Here is a 20,159-nt window from a genome sequence, read left to right as displayed (position 1 = left end):
TTACCAGGCCTCGAATTCCTCGGCGTCCTCGTCGGGTTCCCGCTCGGTCATCAACGTCCCGCCGTAGGGGCGGAAGTCGAGATCGTACGTGTTCGCGACGGTGTCGAGCGCGTCCTCGCGTTCGGCGATCGACGCGGTATCGAACTCGAAGTCCTCGACGGCCGCGACCAGTTCGTCGTCGCCGACCCGCCCCTCGGCGTAGCCCGCGGCGATACCGTCCCGGAGGACGTCCGCGTTCCGGCGCAGCCGCGTCGCCTCCTCGAACCGCTCGCGCAGGTCGTCGTCGAGCCCGCCCCGATCGAGGGGGATCCCCTCGAGCAGGTCGGTCGCCCGCTCGTCGTACCGGTCGGCCATCGTCAGCAGTTCGACGACCTGTTGGCGCGCGGAGAGCGACCGCCACGCGTCGCGGGCCTCGTCGGCGACGACGGCCTCGACGGCCTCCGTCCACTCGGTCGAGCGCTCGACGTCCTCGAACGCCTGCGCGACGAACGCGCCGACGTGGTCGTCCGGGATCGTGACGCCGAGGGACTCCTCTATGCCCGATCCCGTCCCCGCGGCGCTGCTCTCGGTCGTACAGCCCTCGTCCGAGCCCTCGTGCTCGTGGTCGGGGGCCGCGTTCGATTCGCCGGCCGCCTGCGGGCCGTCGGCCGGCTGCGATTCGTCCGTGGGTGTGCTGTCGAGTTCGTCGGTCATCGTCGATCACGCTGTCCCTGGGTCAGTCCGTCGATCGAGTTCGCGGGGCCGCGTCCCGGACCGGGACCCTGTCGGTCGCGCTCCCGCCGCGAGCCCGGACCGCCGCCGGGCGCGGCCTCGTCGTCCAGTTCGATGTCGAGTTGGTCGGGATCGACGCCGCGGGCCGTCGCGAGCGCCTGCTTCGCCGACCGCCGCACGTCGTCGCTGCGGTCGTTCAGTCCGTGTCGCTCGAGGACCGCCTCGGCGCGCTCGGTCCCGAGTTCGCCCAGACTGGTCGCGGCCTTCGCCCGGACGAACGCCGCCGGATCGCGGGCCAGCACCGCGGCGAGGATGCGGACGCTCTCGCTCACGTCGTCGGCGTACTCCCGCAGGTAGTCGGCCGCGTACTCCCGAACGCCGGAGTGGGGATCGTTCTTGATCCGGTCGATCAGTTCCTCCTGGGACGACGCGCCCGTCTTCGACAGGGCGATGACGGCGTTGCGCCGCACCCAGCCGCTGTCGTCCTCGAGCGCCGCCCGGAGCGGGGTCTCATTCCCGGGCGCGGCTCGAGACTGCGCGACGACGGCCTCGGCGCGGACCCACTCGCGGTCGTCGGCGAGTGCTGACCGGATCGCCTCGCTGGCCGCGTCTTTCGCAGCCGATTCGGCCGCGCTCGCGGCGAGGCCGAGCGCCTCGACGGCGAACTGCCGCACGTCTTCGGAGCCGTCCTCGGCCGCCAGTTCGGCCAGCCGTTCGATCGTCGCCGGTGCCAGACCGCCCTCGTCGGCCAGATCGATCAGCCCGAGCGCGGCGCGCCGGCGGTCGCGCTCCCGGTCGGCCTCGAGTCGGCTCCGGAGCGTCGATTCGTCGTCGTCGGGCGCCCGGCCGCGGGCACTTCGGTTCGCGTATTCGGTCATGGTTTCGCCCTCCAGTAGCTGACCAGCCACGCGGCGACCGTCGCGAGGACGATCGCGGCGGGCCAGTTGGTCGCGGCCCCGGCCAGCCAACTCGCCGATGCCATCGCGCTGGCCACAATGCCGTCGTTGCGCTCCGCGTCGGCGCTGTCGCCGCCGTCCGAGTCCGCCGCGCTGAGCGTTCCGTCGTCGGTATCCAGGGTGAGGAACTGGTACGACAGCGACTTCTCGCCGTTCGCCTCGCCGGCGCTGCCGTTCCAGACGGCGTAGGTGAGATACATCTGCTCGCCCTCCTCGAAGGAGGCGTCGTGCTCGCCGGTGGCGTCGTGCTCGCGCTGGAACGCGACCGCCCAGCCGTCCTCAGTCCGCTCGCCGTTGGCCGCCACCGGCTGGGTCTCCGCGTTGGTCAGCGAGCCGTAGCCGGTGGCGTAGTAGTTCTGCCCGTAGCGGTTGAACGACGACTGCGAGAGCGGGTTCCCCGCGGCCTCGCCCGGCTTCGTCTCGTCGTCCGGGTGCGGGTACGAGTACATGTCGCCGCCCGGATCGGCGTCGGAGTGTTGCCAGCTCGAGCGCCAGTACCAGATGTTGACCGGCTCGCCGGCCGCGCCCATGGCGACCGGCGGCTCGCTGCCGCTGCGGAGCATGATCGCCGCGGCGTCGCTGTAGGCGTCGGGCTCGTTGATCTCCGTGTCCGCGGTCGGGTCCTCCCACTCCATGCGGAAGGCGACGTGCGTGCCGTTGGTCACCGCTTGGACCGTCACGTCGTCGACGCTCCCGCCGCCGTGGGGCAGTGCCATCTGCTGGCTGTCCAGGGACACCGTTTTCGTCGATGCGTCGTCCCACGCGTCGGCGTCCGGCTCCGCGGGCACCGTGTTGACCGAGGTAAACGGCAGCGGGCCGCCCGTGAAGATCGCGACCACCGCGATTTGGGCGATCAGCACCAGACACAGCACGATCACGGCCAGTTTCGTCGCGTAGCGCGCGGCGCTGCGGTCGATCGAAATCGACCCGATCTCGAGGGATCGCGAACTCACGGGGCCTCACCCCCGTTCGCCGCCTCCGCCGACACCGTCGGCTCCGGATGCTGGCCGTTGTCGTAGGTGACCAGTTCCTCGAGGAGGTCCGCCGCGGCCGCGTACGCGTCTTCCTCGGTCGCCCGCCGTAGGTCGTGGGCCAGCGCCGGCACGAACTCGACCAAGTGGTCGGCGAGCACCGTCGCCTCGGCCCGCCCGACGCGCTCGGCGGCCGCGGCCTCGCCCGACTCGAGCGCGACCGCCCGCTGGCCGGCGAGCACCTGCGCGAGTTCGAGTTCGGCGGCGACGTGATCCTGGCGCTCGGCGAAGTCGTCGCTGGGCTCGAGGCCGAACTCCTCCATCAGCCCCACGACGGTCGCGATCCGGCGCTGCTCGCTGCTGATCTCGTCGCGGGTCGTGTAATGGGCCTCGTAGGGGATCACGGCGTAGGTGCCGTCGTCGCTGGGGAGCCCGAACAGCTGGTTGTAGGCCACCTGCAGGTCCTCGACCGGGGTTTCCTCGAGGGCCTCGAGCAGCGCGGTCGCCTCCGCGGAGACGGTGAGTTGCTCGGCGGCGCGTTCGATCCCCTCGCGGGCCTCGGGGTCGAGCAGTTCGCTGACTGTCTCCTCGCTCGGATACGTGAGCGCCGCGGCGGCGGCACAGTACAGCGTGGCCCGCGCGGCGTGGTAGTCGGAATCGGCTGTGTGAGTGGTCGGTGTCATCGGTCTGTTAGGGCTGATTGGTCCACATCTCGCCCTCGCGGACCTCCATCTCTTCCTCGAAGGGCATGTCGACGACCTTGTTCCCCTTGCGGTCCCACCCCTTCACGCGGTGTTCTTTGACGGTGTAGGTCTCGATGAGGCGGGTGGTCGCGCCGAACAACTGGAGGATACCGAGGACGTGGTGGCTCGGGTTTCGGACGCGGTCCTGGACGATCTTGATCGACTCCTCGAAGGTGCTGCCGGGCCAGTCGTTGCGCTTCTCGTCGGTGTTCGGCGTGAACATTTGGGTGAGGAACTCCGGCGGCACGTGGTACGGCGGCATGTAGAACACCTGCGGCCGGGTCCCGAACTGCGGGTACAGCGGCAGCGCGATCTTCTCGTCACTCTTGGCGAGGTAGTTGACCGGACTCCGGCCGGCCGCCGCGTCGGTGTTCCCGTTGGGGTGGCCGGCGTCGGGACCGCGATTGATGTTGCCGTGCAGGCGCGTCTTCCCGATACACGAGGAGACACACCGCGGGACGTTCCCCTCCTCGATGCGCGGGAAGCAGCCGACCGGCTTCTCCGAGACGCCCGTCTCGGGGTTGTACATCGGCTTGTGGTACGGACAGGACTTCACGCACTTGCGGTACCCCCGACACCGCTCCTGATCGAGCAGGACGATGCCGTCCTCCTCGCGCTTGTAGATCGCCTTCCGCGGACACGCCGCCAGACAGGCGGGGTTCTTGCAGTGATTGCACAGACGCGGCAGGTAGAACTGCCACATGTCGTGGTACTCGTCTTCCTCGAGATCGCTCTCGACGACGTCGCCGGTGGGGTACTCGCCGTGGACCTGGTCGTCGCCCAGCGCGGGGTACTCCCACTCCTCTTTCTGGGCGACGTAGCCCTTGGCGGCCTCGCCCTCTTCGGCGGCCTCGAAGATCGTCTCGTCTTTGCCCAGATCGTCGAGCAGCCGCATGTCCCAGCCCATCGGGTAGCCGCCATAGGGCTCGGTCTCGACGTTCATCCACCACATGTACTCCTCGCCCTCCCCGCTCGTCCACGTGGACTTGCAGGCGAACGAACAGGTGTTGCAGTTGATACACCGGTTGATGTTGATGATCATCCCCCAGTGCCAGTCGCGTTCCTCCTCGCGGTGTTCATACGGGTAGCTGTGCTCGCGCCCGAGTTGTGGATTGTAGGTTTCCGGCATCAGCTGTCACCTCCCTGCAACGAACCGCCGATATAGTCCTGCACCAACTCGTCTTTCCGCGCGTCGCCCGGCCACCAGTCCGCCTCCTCGTACTTCTCGACTTCCACGAGGTCGTCCCGGTTCGTGCCGGTCGGTGCCCAGACGGTCTCCTCGTAGCCGTGCTCGAGTTCGGCCCCCTTCCACGCGATGTCGTCCTCGACGTGCTCGGAGATGTTCGGATCGCCGAAGACGGCCTTGTGGACGAGGTCGTCGGTCTCCTGGGCCGGATCGAGCCAGATGTTCGTCGTGACGTTGTACCCCTTGACGCCGTCCTCCTGTTCCTCGTCGTCCGGGAACTGCTGGGGCCACCAGCCGTGCCAGAGGGTCAGTTGGCCCATGTCGCCGGCCGAGCGCGGCCGCTGGCGCTCGCTGACCATCACACGGACGACGAGGTCCCCGCGCTTGCCGCTGATGCGGACGTAATCGCCGTTCTCGACGTCGATGTTCGCGGCGTCTTCGGGGTGCATCTCGACGAAGGCTTCGCCCAACGGCGGGGTTTCCTCCGTCTCGCCCTCCCCTTGCGGGAACGAGAAGTCGTCGACCAGCCGCTCGGTCCCCTCTGGGTCGGCGTTGGTCGAGCCGAAGTCACGCGCCGACCAGATCAGGTTCCAGTCGGTCATCCCCCACGAGGAGTGAGTCCGGTACTTCGGGTGGGGCGTGTTGTAGTAGAACTGGTACTCCTCGTCGTGGTATAGCGGGTTCTCCTCGTCTTTCGCGTCCTCCCACTTCTGGTTCACCCCGTAGGGAGTCCCCTCGGGGCTCTCGATGTGGTCCAGATCCGCTCTGCCGAGCTCGAGGAAGCGGTCTTCCTCCTTGTGGAACTCCATGCGGCCGGTCTTGGTGTAGAACGGCCGGTCCTCGTTGATCTGGGAGTAGAAGGGGATCCGCGGATAGGTCTTCAGCTGGAGTCGCTCGGGGCCGTCCTCGATGTCCTCGACGTCGATGTCGCGGGTCGTCATCCCCGCGTCCAGCGTCTGCTGGATGTAGTCTCGGACGTCCTCGTCGTCGTCGAGGAACTTGTCGAAGTACGCCCGGTAGGAGTCGACGTTGCGCTCTTCGGGCGGGATCTTCTCGTCTAACTTCTCGGCGACGAGCGCGACGGCCTCACCGTCCTGTTTCGTGTCGTACAGCGAGTCCATGACCCCGTGGTCCATGTGGATGAACGGGTTCTCCGGCCCGACGGTGATATCGGGATACTCGCACTCGAGCCACGAGGGGACCGGGAGCACGATGTCCGCGTGGCGCGCGGAGTAGGTCATGTGCATGTCCGAGACGATCGAGAGCTCGTTGCTCGTGTCCGGATGTTTGACGAAGTTCTCGATGACGTGCTCCTGATGTTTGGTCTGGTTCAGGAGGTTGCAGTTCATCGTCCACAGGACCGTCGGCTTCGACATCGTGTACGACTCGGCGTTGGTCGGCACCACCGGCTCCTCGGCGTCGCCCTGCGGAACCAGATCGAGTTCGCGGTCGAAGTCCCCGCGGATCTCGTGGGCGTCGAGTTGCTCGCCGCCGAAGAAGGCGAACGCGTAGCCGGGATACATCCCGTGGGCTGAGTTCCCGTCGGGGTTGACGTAGGACGGGTAGCCGTCCAGCAACTCGATCTTGTACTGGCCGGAGTAGTTGTAGTAGCCGGCCCCCCGCTCGCCGATGTTGCCGAGCATCGACTGGACGAAGAAGATCGTCCGCTGGAGCGAGTCGTTCGAGTGGAACCAGTGGTTGATCCCCTCGCCGGTGAACCACTGGCCCTTGTCGGCGTCGGCGAACTCCCGGGCGGTCGTCCGGAGCGCGTCGGCCGGGATCGTCGTGATATCCTCGACCGTCTCCGGATCGTAGTTCGCCATGATGTTCGCCTTCTGCCGGGTGAAGTCGGTGTGGACGCCGACCGACTTGCTGTCGGCCAACTCGAGGTCGGTATCGACCTCGAGCTGGGGCGTAACGGGCGTCTCGTCGCCGACCTCCTCGCGGGTGACGGGGACGGGGTCGCCGTTCTCGTCGAGGGCGACGAAGTCGCCCCAGTCGTTTTCCTCGTGGCGCTGCTCGCTGTCCTCGGCGGGCGGTTCGTGGTCCGCGAACACCTCGTGTGCGCGGAGATACTTGCCAGTATCCTGCCGGATCAGGAGCGGCAGCGTCGTGAACTTCCGCATGAAGTCGGCGTCGTACAGTTCCTCGTCGATGATGACGTGGGCGACGCCCAGCGCGAACGCGGGGTCGCTGCCCGGCCGAACGGGGAGCCAGCGGTCGCACTTCTGGACCGTCGGCGAGTAGTCCGGGTAGACGCCGACCATCTTCCCGCCGCGCTCGCGGGTCTCCTGGAGGAAGTGGTTGTCCGCGAGCTTGTTGTGAATCAGGTTCTTCCCCTGAATGATGGTGTAGTCGGCGGCCCGCCACGCCGACGCGTCGGCGTCGCTGGTCTGGTAGCCCGTCGTGATGACGTGACCCGGCGGCAGGTCGGCGTACCAGTCGTACTCCGTCCACTCGCAGCCGCCGAAGATCGAGGCCAGCCGTCGCCCGGCCCCGTGGCGCGTGATCAGCCCGTCCGACTTGATCGCGTTGAAGATGTGGAACCGCTTCTCGTCCTCGAGGCTCGCCATCTTCTCGGCGATCAGGTCGATGGCCTCGTCCCACGAGACGCGCTCGAACTCGTCCTCGCCGCGGCCCTCGGGGTTGGGGTCGTCGGGACTCCATCCCTTGCGGACCATCGGGTACTTGATCCGACTCGGCTCGAACGTGCGGCGGTGGAGCGTCAGCCCTTTCATGCAGCCCCGCGGGTTCCAGTGGCGGCTGACGCCCGCCTCCTCGTACCCGCCGGGACTTCCCGGTCCGGGGCTGCCCTCCTCCTCGTGGTAGATCTGTTCGGCCCTGATCGGCACCCCGTTTTTCATGTAGAAGTTCAGCGCACACGACTGCGTACAGTTGGGGTGACAGACCGTCCAGTCGACCCTGTCGTACGAGTAGATGTCGTGGTAGACCTGCTCCCAGTCCCGGTTGGGATAGGACGTGAGCGGGTTGTCGACCTGCGTGATCGTGTCGACCGATTGCGTCGCTCCCCACGCGGAGCCGAGCAGGGCACCGACCGACCCTGTCCCGGCCGCCGCCAGGAAATCGCGTCGCGAGAGACTCATCACCGACCACCTCGTGTGGCGGAGCGTTTCGGTAGCATACACGACGACGTTTTCACTCTATTCTTTAACCGAACCCGCACGTTCCCTCGCGTTGGGGACGCTACCGCCAAAATCCTCCGAATTGGGGGTCTTTAAATCCAGAGGGGGTATCTCCGGATCAGAAGGGTGGTGGCGATCTCGGTGAACCGACAGCCGACGAAAACAGTCGTCTCAGAACAGTTCGACGCGAATCCCGTCGGCAGCGAGGTCGTCGGCGAACGCCTCGGCGTCGGTCTCGATCGGGTCGAACGTGTCGTAGTGTTCGGGCAAGACGAGGTCAGGATCGACGCTGCGCGCGAAGGCCGCGGCCTCGCGGCGGTCCATCGTGAAGTGGCCGCCGATCGGCGGGACGAAGACGTCGGCGCTGATCGACTCGTGATGTGGGAGGAAGTCCGTATCCGACGGGAAGAAGACGGTCGTCCCCTCGAGCGCGAGCAGGAGGCCGATCACCTCGCCCTCGGCGTGGAACGGCCCCCCGTCCTCGTCGAGGTGGTCCCCCTCGGGATCGTTGTAGGCCGGCACCGTCCGCACGTCGATCCCCGCGACGGTCGTCTCGCCCACGAGGGGCAGGTCGATGACCTCGAACGAGAGATCGCTGGTGTCGACCCCCTCGTAGGCCGCGATGGTGGCGTCGGTCGCCGCGACGGCCTCGAGCGCGTCCGGATCGTAGTGATCCATATCGTCGTGGGTGACGAACACCACGTCGCCGTCGCCCGGTTCGTCCGCGAGCACCTCGCCCCACGGATCGACGTAGACGACGAGTCCGTCGTCGGTCTCGAGGCGCACGCTCGCGTGGCCGAGTCGCTCGAACGTCAGGGTCTCGTAGTCGACGCTGTCGACGGGCATGATCGCTCGAGCGTACGGGCCGAGTTGGCTTATAGTTCGGCCGTTCGCCGCGCCGAAACCGGTGATAGTCGCTCGCGCCTAGCTGACAATTATCGGAAGGTTCCCTCCAGACGAAACCGTTCTAGCGACGACTTCAGCCGGGTTCCATCGAATTTTACGACAGTTCAGATACCGGTGCAATCTCGAACGGAATTACGCCGAGCATACGAAAGGTCGTCCGCTGCCCACGCTCGGACGTGACTTCGAACGAGTCGCTCAATCGGCGGTATCGGCGGCGATCGTACCTCAAAGGCTGTCTCGTCGGACTCGGGACGGCGGTCTCGGCCGGTGGCGTAGTATCGGCGACCGATAGCGAGAACGATCGCGAAGACGAGTACGAGACCGTCGTCGACGTCGTCGAGGCGGGCGCGGACGACAGCGGCAGCGAGTCCGTCACGCCTGTGTTGCGCGAGCACGTCGATGACGATACACTACTCGAGTTCCCCGAGGGGCGGTACTACATGGACGAACAGCTCCGGCTGACCAGCTTCGAGAACGTCGGGTTCGTCGGCGAGGACGCGACGCTGGTGCCGGCGACCTACCGCGAGTTCGACGGGCCCCAGTATCGCCTGTTCCGAATGGGGACCAGCGACGCTCCCGGGCGGGACCTCCGCTTCGAGGGGTTCCACGTCGATCAGACGGCGTCGGAGACGGGTATCCGCGTCCTCAGCGCACAGGTCGAAGACGGCCTCGTCGTGACGAACGTCTTCGTCGACGGCGTCCACGACAGTGGCACGTGGGGGCCGGGCCTATTCAACGTTACCGACCCCGACGGGAGCGGTCGCGTCGAACGCTTCTGTGCGTCGGACGGCGGCCGCCACGTCGACGAGACGCCGAACGCGGGGACCATGTGGCGCGGGCCGACCGGCATCAGCGTCGACCAACACCACCGCGGAACGCTCGTCTTCGACGGCTGCGTGCTCGGCGGCTTCCCGGACAACGGGCTGTACGTCTCGAGCGAGACCGGGCGGGTCGGCGTCGACGGCGGCCGGTTCCGAAACAGCGGCACCGCCTCGATCCGACTCAGCGGAACAGCGGGCGAGATCAGGGACGCGACGATCACCGTCGACGAGAACCCACACGACTCGAGGGGCCAGCACGCGATTCGACTCGATCGCGGGGGACGGTTCGAACTCGAGGGCGTGACCGTCGACGCGCCGCGACCGAACGGCGACGCGATCAGAGTCATGAACGACGTCGAGCGCGCGTCGATTGCGGACTCACGGATCGCCGTCGGCGACCGGCCGAACAGCGGGATCCGGATCGATCCCGGAGTGGGGTCGGCGACAATCGAAGACATCGACATCGAGATCGACGGGAGCGGGAACGCGGTCCGGATCCTCGGCCCGGACGCCACGGGGGTCGATCTCGAGGACGTCCGGATCACCGGCGACGCGGCCGGAACGACGCTGCGACACGCGATCTTCTGCGAGCGATCCGAGTGTCGGTTCGTCGGCCTGTCCGTCGACCAGCGGGGACCCGACAAGCGCCGCGGGCTCGAGCTCCGAGGTGACGACGCCACCGTCGCGGACTCCGAGTTCGAGACGACGCACACGCCGATCGTCGTCAACGGCGCGGACGGCGTCGCGATCGAGGACACGCGCGCCGCCTCCGCGGGCGACGGCTACTCGCTGCGCATCATCGACGACTCCGGCGCCGTCTCCCTCGCGGCCAACGAGTTCCCCGACGGCGTTCGGGACGATCGGTAGCGCGCCGGTCGCGTCGCTCGTCGCAGGCTGTTTCTCATCGGTGCGGGTCGAGCGCGAGTCGACCGTGTAATGGCGTGGTCAGTCGCGCTCGAGCGCGTCGGCGAGATCTCCGGCCACGTCCGCGATCGCGTCGCGGGCGCGATCGACGTCGCGGAGCGTCATGAAGCCGTGGATCATGTCCGCGTAGTTCTCGTAGCGCGTCGGAACGCCGTCCCGGACGAGTTGTTCGGCGTAGGCCTTGCCGCCGTCGCGGAGCGGATCGAAGCCGGCGGTGACGACCGTCGCCGGAGCGACGCCGGAGACGTCACCGGCGTTCGTCGGATCGGCGTAGGGGTTGCGCTCGTGGATCTCGCTCTCGTAGTAGCACTCCCGAAACCACTCCATATCGTCCTCCCCGAGGACGATGCCGGCGTGCTCCCGGACCGAGGGCTGGTCCGCGTCGATGCCGACGCTCGGATAGCAGAGCGCCTGATACTCGATCTCGGGGCCGTCGCGCTCGGCGGCCATGAGCGCGGCGACGGCCGCGAGCGCCCCGCCGGCGGAATCGCCCGCGACTGCGATCTGGCCGTCCCCGGCGACGGCCTCGGGGTGTGCGGCCACCCACTCGACGGCGGCGTAGGCGTCCTCGACCGCCGCGGGGAAGGGGTACTCGGGGGCGAGTCGGTAGTCGACGGAGAGAACAGCGCAACCGCTCTCTCGAGTGAGGTGCCGACAGAGCCAGTCGTGCGTCTCGATGCTCCCCAGTACGTACCCGCCCCCGTGGAAGAAGACGACCGTGGGGAACGGCCCGCTCGCGTCGGGGAGATAGAGGCGAGCGTCGAGGTCGCCCGCGGGACCGGGGATCGTTCGATCGATGGTCCGCCCGACGGGCGGCCCGTTTCGGTTCCGAAGCCGCATCAGCGGTCCGCTGAGGAGCCGGAGGAGTTTCAGTCCGTAGCGGCTGTGTGGCATCGGGATCCGCTGCTGGCGCTCGAGTGCCGCTTTCGCCTGCGGATCGATCCTGTCAGCGTTCATGTCAAGACGGTTTGACGAACCGGACAAAGCATTTCCGGTCCGGGAGTATCCATCGTCGGCCGTCGTGTGGCTGGCAGGTGGTGTGGTTTTCCGCGAGCGACGAGATGGACTTCAGAGGGTCGTCTCGAGGCAGTGACTCGAGAGCAGGCCGGGAGCGTATACAGCGCGAATGTCGCACGAGATCAGGTCCGATTTGCGAAAGTGGAGATCGCTCAGTACAGGTAATACTGATTTCGGATACGTTCTTTCAGTGTAGAATTTCACTGGGACTGTTAGCTATACACTGTCCGGTTCGAGAGCCTGTACACTTATCGAGATAAAGTAGACGAACATGAACAAGAAAAACCCAACTGTAAGTGGAATCATTCGACTATCAATGACAGCAAGATCTAAAATTGCTGCTGTGGCGATTGCGGTACTGTAGAATAGAATAATGGCTACTCCAATCGAATAGTAGAATCGAAGGTCTGAGTCAAAGTGGTCTTGAACGCCCATACCGCCGTTTGATCCGCGACTAATAAAAATGGGGTGGTGGTTCTGAATACGCCGGAATGGATTTCTTCATTCACTACTGTCCTCAGAACAGTATTTGGATGAAGCGACCAGTAAACAAATGTAGTTACCGTTCAGTATTCCGTCTAACTGATCAGTGTAGAGAACCGATACAGCAGAATCCCACTGATCCTTTGATCAAATCGGCCCGCATCAACCTATACACTGCTCAATCTCAGAAAATCACTTTGCATCAATCACCCACTTCTCACCCCATTCGTAAATCGCATCGAATGCCGAGAGCAGTTCTTCACCCTTCGGGGTCAGCGAGTAGTAGACAGCGACCGGGCTCTCTTCCTCAACCTCCCGGGTGACGTAGCCCTTCTCATCTAAATCATCGAGGACGCGAGACAGGGTTTGAGAGTTCGCACCCGTCGCCCGCTTGAGTTCGTTGAACCGGAGATCGCCCTCCCGAAGCACGTGGATGACCGTCATCCGCCACCGCGACCCAACCTCTTCGAGCGTTTGCACGACCGGACACTCTGCGTATTTCTCTTCAAGTGACTGTTGCGATGACATCGATGTGACCTGGTCATACCTATGTTCGCTAACCCATATAACAGTCACGCACCTACATCAGGTATGGTAATGTGACCGGCATCGCAGACACAGTATCTGCGTGCCGGGCGAACATTACCAGCAAACCCCATACAACAATGAACGTGCTACTACTCGGCGCAAGCGGACGAATCGGGCAACGAATCGCAACTGAACTCCTCGACCGTGGGCACAAAGTGACTGGCGTCTCCCGAAGCGGAGACATCGACGGAATCGACGATCCCGACTTCACAGCGGTCGCTGGTGACGCGACTGATCCTGACGATATCGCCGCCCTCGCGGCAGGACATGACACAGTGGCATCCGCCTTGGGTCCAGCAGAGGACGCAGACGTTGAGATCCTCACTGAGATGACCGAGGCAGTAATCGAAGGGCTTCGTGAAGCGGACGTTGACCGCCTAGTGTGGACAGGTGGTGCAGGCGGGCTGAGCGTGGGACCGGATACAAAGCTCGTCGACACCGATGAATTCCCGGAGGAGGCCGTCCCGATCGCAGAGGCGCATATCGATGCACTCGAAATTATCCGCGACGCCAATGACCTCCAGTGGTCATACATCGCACCAGCGACACTAATCGAACCGGGTGAGCGCACCGGCGAATACCGAACCGCAGACGGCGAACTCGTTACCGATGAGGATGGTGAGAGTCACATTTCGATGGAGGACTTCGCCATCGCGTTTGCCGATGAATTGGAGACTGACGATGCGGTCCACACCCAGCTCGCTGTCGGCTACTAAGGTCCAATAAACGATGCCAGCCCGATAGTACAGTACGGAAACGACGCTCTCACCGAGACGTCCCCCACACAAGCGCTTTATCCAGAGAACCTGATACAAGTCCGTCGGCCAAGCAGCCGAGGCCAAGACCGGACGAGTCGTCCATTCTGTTATCAGAATTTCCCGTTATCATTCTCCCACTCATCACGCGATGGAATCTCTTGGAGTATGTCCCAGTGTTCGACGATGTGCCCGTTTTCGATACGGAACAGGTCGTAGAACGCAGTGTGATTACCCGCAAATTCGCCTTCATTCACAGTGAGAACGAAGTTGCCTGTTAGACATCCGAATCAAAGAGATGGATCCATCAGGATTATTCTCGGAAGATCTATTCATCCCTCCCTGACTCCCTCCCTCTGCGGTTCCGATGAGGCGTTTCTTGTTAAGCAAGAAACGCCGAACTCGGAGAACTTGTCTGAGTTATCATTGTGGGAAGGACGTGGGATGATATCGACCAACAGAAGGAAGATGTGCGCGCGAGAACTACAGGTTAGATACCAGACGTTGTCGGATGCCGTTCACTGGGTAACTCAAATAAAACGGGAATCCTGTCGGCGCGGAGCCTATCCCCACGCCGTCTGCTGGTTAGCGTGACTCAAAGTCGTGAAGGAAGGAAGCGGCCGGGCGCGATTATGAACTACGCCGAGACGTTCCTGCTCGCTCGTTACACTCGCTCGCGGGCTGCGACTCGTCTACTTCAAATCGCGGTCGCCGCTCTGCTCGTCACGAATTGTTCCTCGCAGAAGCGGGCCGGGCGCGATTTGAACACACGGTCGGACGTGCTCACTGCGTTGCGCGCAACCTCCCTGCGATTCAAATCGCGGCGACCGTTTTGCCACTCGCGAACTTGCTCGTGGCAAAAGCGGGCCGGGCGCGATTTGAACACGCGACCGTCTGATTAAGAGTCAGACGCTCTGCCGGACTGAGCTACCGGCCCTGTACCTCCGACTTTCCCTCGGTCGTTCAAATACGTTTCCCTTGGCGGGCACCGTGGCAGTGGTCCACGAGGGGCGTCACCGCCCTCGAGTCGTCCGGTTCGGAGTTTCACGACGTAGGACGCTTCGGGACCGTTAAGTGCGACCGGTCCGACCACTCGGGCATATGAGCACGGGGGTTACGATTTCGTCGATCTCTGACTACGCTATCTTGGGCTGTGGGAGCGTGGGGTACGCGGTCGCGGAGGAACTCGTCGAACAGGGCAAGGACGTGTCCATCATCGATCAAGACGAGAGCCGCGTCGAATCCCTCCGGGATCAGGACCTCGACGCCCAGACGGCCGACATTCGCGAATCCGAGATCGCCGAGCTAGTGGCCGACCGCGACGTCGTCCTCATCCTCGCCTCGGATGTCGAATCGAACAAGCGCGCCGTCGAGCACATCCGCAACAACGGCGACACCCAGTTCATCGTCGCCCGTGCGAGCGATCCCGTCTCCGGCGACGAACTCTCCGAACTCGGGGCCGACATCGTCATCAACCCGTCCTCGGTCATCGCCGAATCGGCGCTCCGAGCCCTCGAGTCGGGCGAACTCGAGTACAACGCGGGCAAACTCGCCGAGTTAGTCGAGGAGACATCGACCCGGCTGGCGATCATCACGCAGGACAGTCCGGATCCGGACTCGATCGCCAGCGCGGCGGCCTTACAGGCGATCGCCGACCATCTCGGTATCGAATCCGACATCATCTACCTCGGCGACGTGGGTCATCAGGAGAACCGCGCGTTCGTCAACCTGCTCGGGATCGACCTCGTCCAGTGGGACGAGATCGAGGACCGCTCGGTCTACGACACCGTCGCCTTGGTCGATCACGCTACCTCGAGCGAGATGGAGCTCCCGGTCGACATCGTCATCGATCACAACGAGACGGAGTCGGAGTTCGAACCCGAGTTCGTCGACATCCGGCCGAACATGTCCTCGACGTCGACGATCATGACGAAGTACATCCAGGAGTTCGACATGAACGTCTCCGAGGAGGTCGCGACGGCCTTACTCTACGGCATCCGCGCGGAGACGCTGGATTTCAAACGCGACACCACCCCCGCCGATCTCACTGCGGCCGCCTATCTCTACCCCTTCGCGAACCACGACACCTTAGAGCAGGTGGAGTCGCCGTCGATGTCCCCCGAGACGCTGGACGTGCTCGCGGAGGCGATTACGAACCGCGACGTACAGGGCAGCCACCTCGTCTCGAACGCCGGGTTCGTCCGCGACCGCGAGGCGCTGACCCAGGCCGCCAGCCACCTCCTGAACCTCGAGGGAGTCACGACCACCGCGGTCTTCGGCATCGCAGACGAGACGATCTTCCTCGCGGGTCGCTCGAAGGACATCCGCATCAACATCGGCAAAGTCCTCGCCGACGCCTACGGCGAGATCGGCGAGACGGCCGGCCACTCCACGCAGGCCAGCGCGGAGATTCCGCTGGGCATCTTCACCGGGATCGAAATCTCGGAGGACACGCGGGACACCCTGCTCGACCTGACCGAAGAAGCGGTCAAGCGGACCCTGTTCGACGCGATGGGTGTCGAAGGGGGCAGCAGCAGCGAAGGCTCGAACGGAAGCTGAGAACCGAACGAAAACGCGAGTCGATATCGGATTCAGGCCAGCAGTTCGTCTTCTTCCTCGTCGGGGTCGCGAACGCGCTCGACCACGTCGTTGATCAGGATCACGTCGCCGACGGCACGGACCCAGCGGTAGGGGACGATGATACCCTGTCCGCTCCGGGCTTCGTCGGCGAACAGTTCGCTGTTCAGGTTCGCGAGCGCCAGTCCGGTGACGGCTTCGCCGTCGACGTTCAGCCGGAGATCCTCCACTTCGCCGACGAAGACGCCGTTGTTCGAGTAGACCTCGCGGCCGACGAGAGACGTGATTTCTTGGGGAATGTCGTCCATGTCTGGGCTCATGCGTGGCGGACTCTTAACTTTTGGTCAGACGCGACAGTCACCGGACCGAACGTGCGACGGCGACCAGGAAACGGACGGGACCGAAGCCCATGCGAGAAATCGACCGTCTCGAGGCCCAGTCCCTACCCCAGAATCGAATCGATGGCCGCGTGATCCGAGAGCAGCCGTTCCATCCGGTCGACGGTCTCGGCGTCTCGCGTCCGGCCGCTGCGAACGACGTCCTCGGCGCGCTCGACCGTCGTGAGGGTGTCCGTCTGGACCGAGAGGATCGGGACGCCCTTCTCGCTCGCCTGCCCCACGATCGCGCCCGAGGGCCGGTGGCCGCCGGTGAGGATGAGACAGCGGACGCCGGGGGCCTCGAGCGCGGCGGTGTGGATCTCGGCCCGGTCACCGCCGGTGATGACGGCGGCGTCTTTCGTCCGGCGGAAGTGACGCAGGGCGCTGTCGGGCCCCATCGCGCCGACGGTAAAGCGCTCGACGTAGGCGTCTCGGCCCTCCTCGACGAGCACCGACGCGCCGAGTTCGTCCGCGAGTTCGGCGACCGTCACGCCCGATAGCTCTCGCTCGCTCGGGAGCACGCCGTGGACCGGGATACCTCGCCCCTCGAGGAACGGAACGACGTCCGTCTCGAGCTGGTCGTAGGCCGCGTCGGGCACGTCGTTGAAGACGACGCCGGCGAGTCGGTCACCAAAGTCCGCTGCGGCGGCGAGCACGTCGTCGACGTCAGCGGGGATTTCGTAGGGCGCGACCAGCAGGACGCGAGCGTCGAGTAGGTCGGCGATGTCGGCGTCGGTGAGGTCGACGATCCCGCCGACGTCGTACCGACCGCCGCCCTCGACGAACAGCCGGTCGCGGTCGCCCGCGAGCGTGTCGAACGCCTCCGCGATGCGCTCGCGGAGTTCGTCGGGGTCCTCGCGGCCGCGGATCGCCTGCTCGACGAACGTCGGCGAGTAGACGACGGGCTCTAAGTCATGCATCTCGGCCTCGAGGTCCAGCAGGTCACGAGCGAGCAGCGGGTCCTCGTCCAAGGTCTTCCCGACGTTGCTCTGCAGGCGGGTCCCCTTCGGTTTCATGTAGCCCACGCGCTCGCCCTCGGCGGCCGCGAGTCGGGCGAGCGCGAGCGTGATTGCCGTCTTGCCGGTGCTCTCCTCGAGCGAACTGACGAGCAGGGTGTCGGTGTCGCCGGTGGCGGTCGCGCCTGCGCCGGGTTCGCTGTCGGTGGTGTCGGTGCTGGTCTCGCTGTCGGTGGCCCCGGAGTCGGGGTCTCGGTCGGTGTCGGTCATGGTTCCTCCGTGTCGAGTTCGTCCGCGTCGACGGTGAGTCGCAGGTCGATCGCCTGTACGCCATCGGGGCCCGCCACGAGCGGGTTGATATCGAGTTCGAGGATCGACGGGAAGTCGGTCACCAGTTGGGAGAGCCGCTGGACCGTCTCGACGACGCCCTCGACGTCCGCGGGTTCGCGACCGCGGGCACCGCGCAACAGCGGCGCGGCCGTGATCTCGTCGACCATCTCGCGGGCCTCGCCCTCGTCGATCGGCGCGACCCGAACGGACGTGTCCTCGAGGATCTCGACGAAGATGCCGCCAAGCCCGAACAACAGGAGCGGGCCGAACTGCGGGTCGCGATTCATCCCGACGATGGTCTCGGTCGAGGACTCGAGGTCGAGCCGCTCCTGAATCTGGACGCCGGTGATCGTCGCGTCGGGCTGGTAGTTGCGCGCTCGAGCGATGATATCCTCGTAGGCGTCGTATACATCCTCGTCCGCCACGCCGACTTTGACGCCGCCGATGTCCGACTTGTGGGAAATATCGGGGCTGACGATCTTCATGACGACGTCGTCCGCGATCGACTCGGCGACCTCGCGGGCGCGGTCGGGATCGTCGACGATCTCGCCCGCCGGCGTCGGAATGCCGTAGGCCTCGAGCAGGTCCATCGACTCGACGCCGAGGCGGTTGTCGGTCCGGCGCTGGGCGCGCGCCAAGATCTCGCGCGCCCGCTCGCGGTCGACGTCGAAGGTTTCGGGGCCCTCGACGGTCCGCTCGCGAATATCTCGGTAGCGAGCGAGCGCGTCGAGTCCCGCCACCGCCCGCGAGGGATCGAAGTAGTTCGGAACGCCCGACTCGCGCAACGTCGCCTCGGCCTCGCGGGCCCGCTCGCCGCCCATCAGGCAGGTGACGACGGGCGTGTCGTGTACCTCGAGTTTCTCGATGACCGTCTCGGCGAGGCCGTCGTAGGACAACACCGCGGTCGGCGCGGCGACGACGACCGCGCTGCCGACGTTCGGGTCCTCGAGCGCGATCTCGAGGGCCTCGCCGAAGCGCTCCACGTCGGCATCGCCGATCGCGTCGATCGGGTTGTAGACGTTGGCCTCGTCGGGCATCGCCTCGCCGAGCCGGTCGATCGTCTCGTCGGTGAAATCGGCCATCTCGAGGGTCGAGTCGCCGACGGCGTCGGTGGTGAGCACGCCGGGCCCGCCCGCGTTGGTGACGACGGCGACGCCGTCGGATTCGGGCTCGGGCAGCCCCGAGAGCGCCCGCGCGTAGTCGAACAGTTCCTGCACCGAGCGGGCGCGGAGCACGCCGGCCTGCTCGAGGCCCGCTTCGTAGGCGCGCTCGCTGCCGGCGATCGCGCCGGTGTGAGAAGAGGCCGCCTGCGCGCCGGCGTCGGTGCGGCCGGACTTGACGAGCACGATCGGGGTGTCGTCGGTCACCTCGCGGGCGGCGTCGATGAAGCCCCGTCCGTCGTCGACGTCCTCCAAGTAGCCGATGATAACGTCGGTCTTGGGGTCGTCGCCCCACTCGCGGACGAAGTCCGTCTCGTCGAGGACCGTCTTGTTCCCCAGCGAGACCACGTCCCGAAAGCCGATCCCCTGCTCGTTGGCCCAGTCGAGGACGGCGGTGATGAACGCTCCCGACTGACTCATGAAGGAGATCGAGCCCTCGATGGCGTCTTCGGGGCCGAACGTGGCGTTCATGCCGTTAGACGTGGCCATGATCCCCAAACTGTTAGGACCGACGACGTTGAGGTCGTGCTCGGCGGCGATCTCGCGAAGCCGTCGTTCGCGCTGTGCGCCCTCGCCGCCGGTTTCGGCGAAGCCGGCCGTGATGACGACGACGTTTTCGGTGCCGGCTTCGGCGAGGTCGCGCATCGATTCGATCACGATATCTGGCGGGACGACGACCACCGCCAGATCGATCGGCGGCGCGCTCGTCGCGTCCTCGTAACACTCGAGCCCGAGGACCTCCTCGCGCGAGGGGTTGATCGGTACGACCTCGCCGGCGAACCCGTCGCGCAGGTTCTCGAGGATCGCGCGGCCGACCGCGCCCTCGCGGTCGGTCGCGCCGACCACGGCGACGGTCTCGGGATCGAAGAGTGCGGATAACCGTCCCATCGCTCGAGCGTTGGCCGAGTAGCGTGTTAAGCGTGTGGCGTGTTCCAGCCCGCGGGGAGTCGTGAGACCGTTCATGTGCCGGACGGAGTCACAGTGGGTCAAGCGACGGACGAGGCGAAGCTGTCCGAGACGGTCGCACTCGAGGCCCGGCCAGCAGTCATTGTCGATACCGTTATCAGGGCGTCATGTCAACGGAATGGTGTCCCCATGAATCGCCCTCATCCCCGTTCGATCACCGCTGCCACCGTGCTGCTGGGCGTGATCAGTCTGCTGACCGCAGTAGTGTACTTCACGACGATTCCCGACGACCCGCCCGGCGACGGGTTCGCGGCCGGTCTCACCGGACTCTTCGTGATGCTGTGTCTCATCATCGGCACCCTCACACTCGTGGAGGCAGGGCTCCTGTTTCTCCTCACGCAGTTCCGGGACCCGACCGAGCGGTCACAACAGTTACTCTCGATAGGAGCCGGTGCAGGCAGTTGCTCCGTCGTCTTGCTCGTCGTTCCGATGCTGATCGCACAGGTCGTCGGCGGGCTTCCGCCCGCGTTTCTCACGTCGGGGTCCGGTATCGGACTCCTGCTCGTTCCGGTCGGAATCGGCTGCTCCGGAATCGGTGCGGTCCTCCACCTCGTCGACGAGTTTCGCGCTGGAAATCGCGCGTGACGGC

General features: G+C 65.4%; 17 protein-coding genes and 1 tRNA gene. 4 read left to right on the top strand and 14 right to left on the bottom strand.

What is annotated here, in order from left to right; all coding sequences use genetic code 11:
* The 7 genes from FEJ81_RS11225 to FEJ81_RS11195 form a co-directional block, all read right to left on the bottom strand.
* Positions 1-693 (bottom strand): hypothetical protein, encoded by a 693-nt coding sequence (locus tag FEJ81_RS11225; protein WP_138245374.1) that lies wholly within the window; start codon positions 691-693, stop codon positions 1-3.
* On the bottom strand, positions 690-1,589 hold the full coding sequence (locus FEJ81_RS11220) for a HEAT repeat domain-containing protein (protein WP_138245373.1): 900 nt from the start codon (positions 1,587-1,589) through the stop codon (positions 690-692). The genes FEJ81_RS11225 and FEJ81_RS11220 overlap by 4 nt, the downstream gene beginning before the upstream one ends.
* On the bottom strand, positions 1,586-2,620 hold the full coding sequence (locus FEJ81_RS11215; RefSeq protein ID WP_138245372.1) for an ethylbenzene dehydrogenase-related protein: 1,035 nt from the start codon (positions 2,618-2,620) through the stop codon (positions 1,586-1,588). The genes FEJ81_RS11220 and FEJ81_RS11215 overlap by 4 nt, the downstream gene beginning before the upstream one ends.
* Positions 2,617-3,321 carry a TorD/DmsD family molecular chaperone gene (locus tag FEJ81_RS11210; protein WP_138245371.1) on the bottom strand — a complete coding sequence of 235 codons (705 nt, stop codon included), beginning with the start codon at positions 3,319-3,321 and terminating at the stop codon, positions 2,617-2,619. Before FEJ81_RS11210 ends, FEJ81_RS11215 begins: the two co-directional genes overlap by 4 nt.
* A 7-nt stretch (positions 3,322-3,328) precedes the next feature.
* Positions 3,329-4,510 carry a 4Fe-4S dicluster domain-containing protein gene (locus FEJ81_RS11205; RefSeq protein ID WP_006429982.1) on the bottom strand — a complete coding sequence of 394 codons (1,182 nt, stop codon included), beginning with the start codon at positions 4,508-4,510 and terminating at the stop codon, positions 3,329-3,331.
* Positions 4,510-7,671 (bottom strand): molybdopterin-containing oxidoreductase family protein, encoded by a 3,162-nt coding sequence (locus FEJ81_RS11200; protein ID WP_138245370.1) that lies wholly within the window; start codon positions 7,669-7,671, stop codon positions 4,510-4,512. Before FEJ81_RS11200 ends, FEJ81_RS11205 begins: the two co-directional genes overlap by 1 nt.
* A 210-nt stretch (positions 7,672-7,881) precedes the next feature.
* On the bottom strand, positions 7,882-8,556 hold the full coding sequence (locus FEJ81_RS11195) for an MBL fold metallo-hydrolase (RefSeq protein WP_138245369.1): 675 nt from the start codon (positions 8,554-8,556) through the stop codon (positions 7,882-7,884).
* A 236-nt stretch (positions 8,557-8,792) separates the two neighbouring features.
* Between FEJ81_RS11195 and FEJ81_RS11190 the strand changes: the two genes are divergently transcribed.
* On the top strand, positions 8,793-10,304 hold the full coding sequence (locus FEJ81_RS11190) for a hypothetical protein (protein ID WP_138245368.1): 1,512 nt from the start codon (positions 8,793-8,795) through the stop codon (positions 10,302-10,304).
* A gap of 78 nt (positions 10,305-10,382) precedes the next feature.
* Here FEJ81_RS11190 and FEJ81_RS11185 read toward each other — a convergent pair whose 3' ends face one another.
* The 3 genes from FEJ81_RS11185 to FEJ81_RS11175 form a co-directional block, all read right to left on the bottom strand.
* Positions 10,383-11,318: an alpha/beta hydrolase gene (locus tag FEJ81_RS11185; RefSeq protein ID WP_138245367.1), complete on the bottom strand. Its 936-nt coding sequence runs from the start codon at positions 11,316-11,318 to the stop codon at positions 10,383-10,385.
* 276 nt (positions 11,319-11,594) lie between these two features.
* Positions 11,595-11,813 carry a hypothetical protein gene (locus tag FEJ81_RS23760; protein WP_138245366.1) on the bottom strand — a complete coding sequence of 73 codons (219 nt, stop codon included), beginning with the start codon at positions 11,811-11,813 and terminating at the stop codon, positions 11,595-11,597.
* A 240-nt stretch (positions 11,814-12,053) separates the two neighbouring features.
* Positions 12,054-12,389 (bottom strand): winged helix-turn-helix transcriptional regulator, encoded by a 336-nt coding sequence (locus tag FEJ81_RS11175; protein WP_138245365.1) that lies wholly within the window; start codon positions 12,387-12,389, stop codon positions 12,054-12,056.
* A gap of 137 nt (positions 12,390-12,526) precedes the next feature.
* On the opposite strand from FEJ81_RS11175, the gene FEJ81_RS11170 reads away from it, so the two are divergent.
* Positions 12,527-13,165 (top strand): NAD(P)-dependent oxidoreductase, encoded by a 639-nt coding sequence (locus tag FEJ81_RS11170; RefSeq protein WP_138246766.1) that lies wholly within the window; start codon positions 12,527-12,529, stop codon positions 13,163-13,165.
* A gap of 902 nt (positions 13,166-14,067) precedes the next feature.
* Here the strand turns inward: FEJ81_RS11170 and FEJ81_RS11165 are convergent.
* Positions 14,068-14,141: transfer RNA gene (locus tag FEJ81_RS11165), tRNA-Lys, on the bottom strand.
* A 164-nt stretch (positions 14,142-14,305) separates the two neighbouring features.
* Between FEJ81_RS11165 and FEJ81_RS11160 the strand changes: the two genes are divergently transcribed.
* A complete protein-coding gene (locus FEJ81_RS11160) occupies positions 14,306-15,763 on the top strand; it encodes a DHH family phosphoesterase (protein ID WP_138245364.1) in 1,458 nt (485 codons plus the stop codon).
* Between the two features lie 32 nt (positions 15,764-15,795).
* On the opposite strand, the gene FEJ81_RS11155 is transcribed toward FEJ81_RS11160, so the two are convergent.
* The 3 genes from FEJ81_RS11155 to FEJ81_RS11145 form a co-directional block, all read right to left on the bottom strand.
* Positions 15,796-16,089 carry a PRC-barrel domain-containing protein gene (locus tag FEJ81_RS11155; RefSeq protein WP_138245363.1) on the bottom strand — a complete coding sequence of 98 codons (294 nt, stop codon included), beginning with the start codon at positions 16,087-16,089 and terminating at the stop codon, positions 15,796-15,798.
* Between the two features lie 134 nt (positions 16,090-16,223).
* Positions 16,224-17,384: a phosphotransacetylase family protein gene (locus FEJ81_RS11150; RefSeq protein WP_138245362.1), complete on the bottom strand. Its 1,161-nt coding sequence runs from the start codon at positions 17,382-17,384 to the stop codon at positions 16,224-16,226.
* A complete protein-coding gene (locus tag FEJ81_RS11145) occupies positions 17,381-19,492 on the bottom strand; it encodes an acetate--CoA ligase family protein (protein WP_138245361.1) in 2,112 nt (703 codons plus the stop codon). Before FEJ81_RS11145 ends, FEJ81_RS11150 begins: the two co-directional genes overlap by 4 nt.
* 207 nt (positions 19,493-19,699) lie before the next feature.
* On the opposite strand from FEJ81_RS11145, the gene FEJ81_RS11140 reads away from it, so the two are divergent.
* On the top strand, positions 19,700-20,155 hold the full coding sequence (locus FEJ81_RS11140; protein ID WP_138245360.1) for a hypothetical protein: 456 nt from the start codon (positions 19,700-19,702) through the stop codon (positions 20,153-20,155).
* The last annotated feature ends 4 nt before the right edge of the window (positions 20,156-20,159 follow it).

The sequence above is a fragment of the Natrinema versiforme genome, from assembly GCF_005576615.1.
Lineage (GTDB): Archaea > Halobacteriota > Halobacteria > Halobacteriales > Natrialbaceae > Natrinema > Natrinema versiforme_A.
The sequence above is the reverse complement of the archived record's forward strand: the minus strand, read 5'-3'. Positions and strand labels throughout refer to the sequence as shown.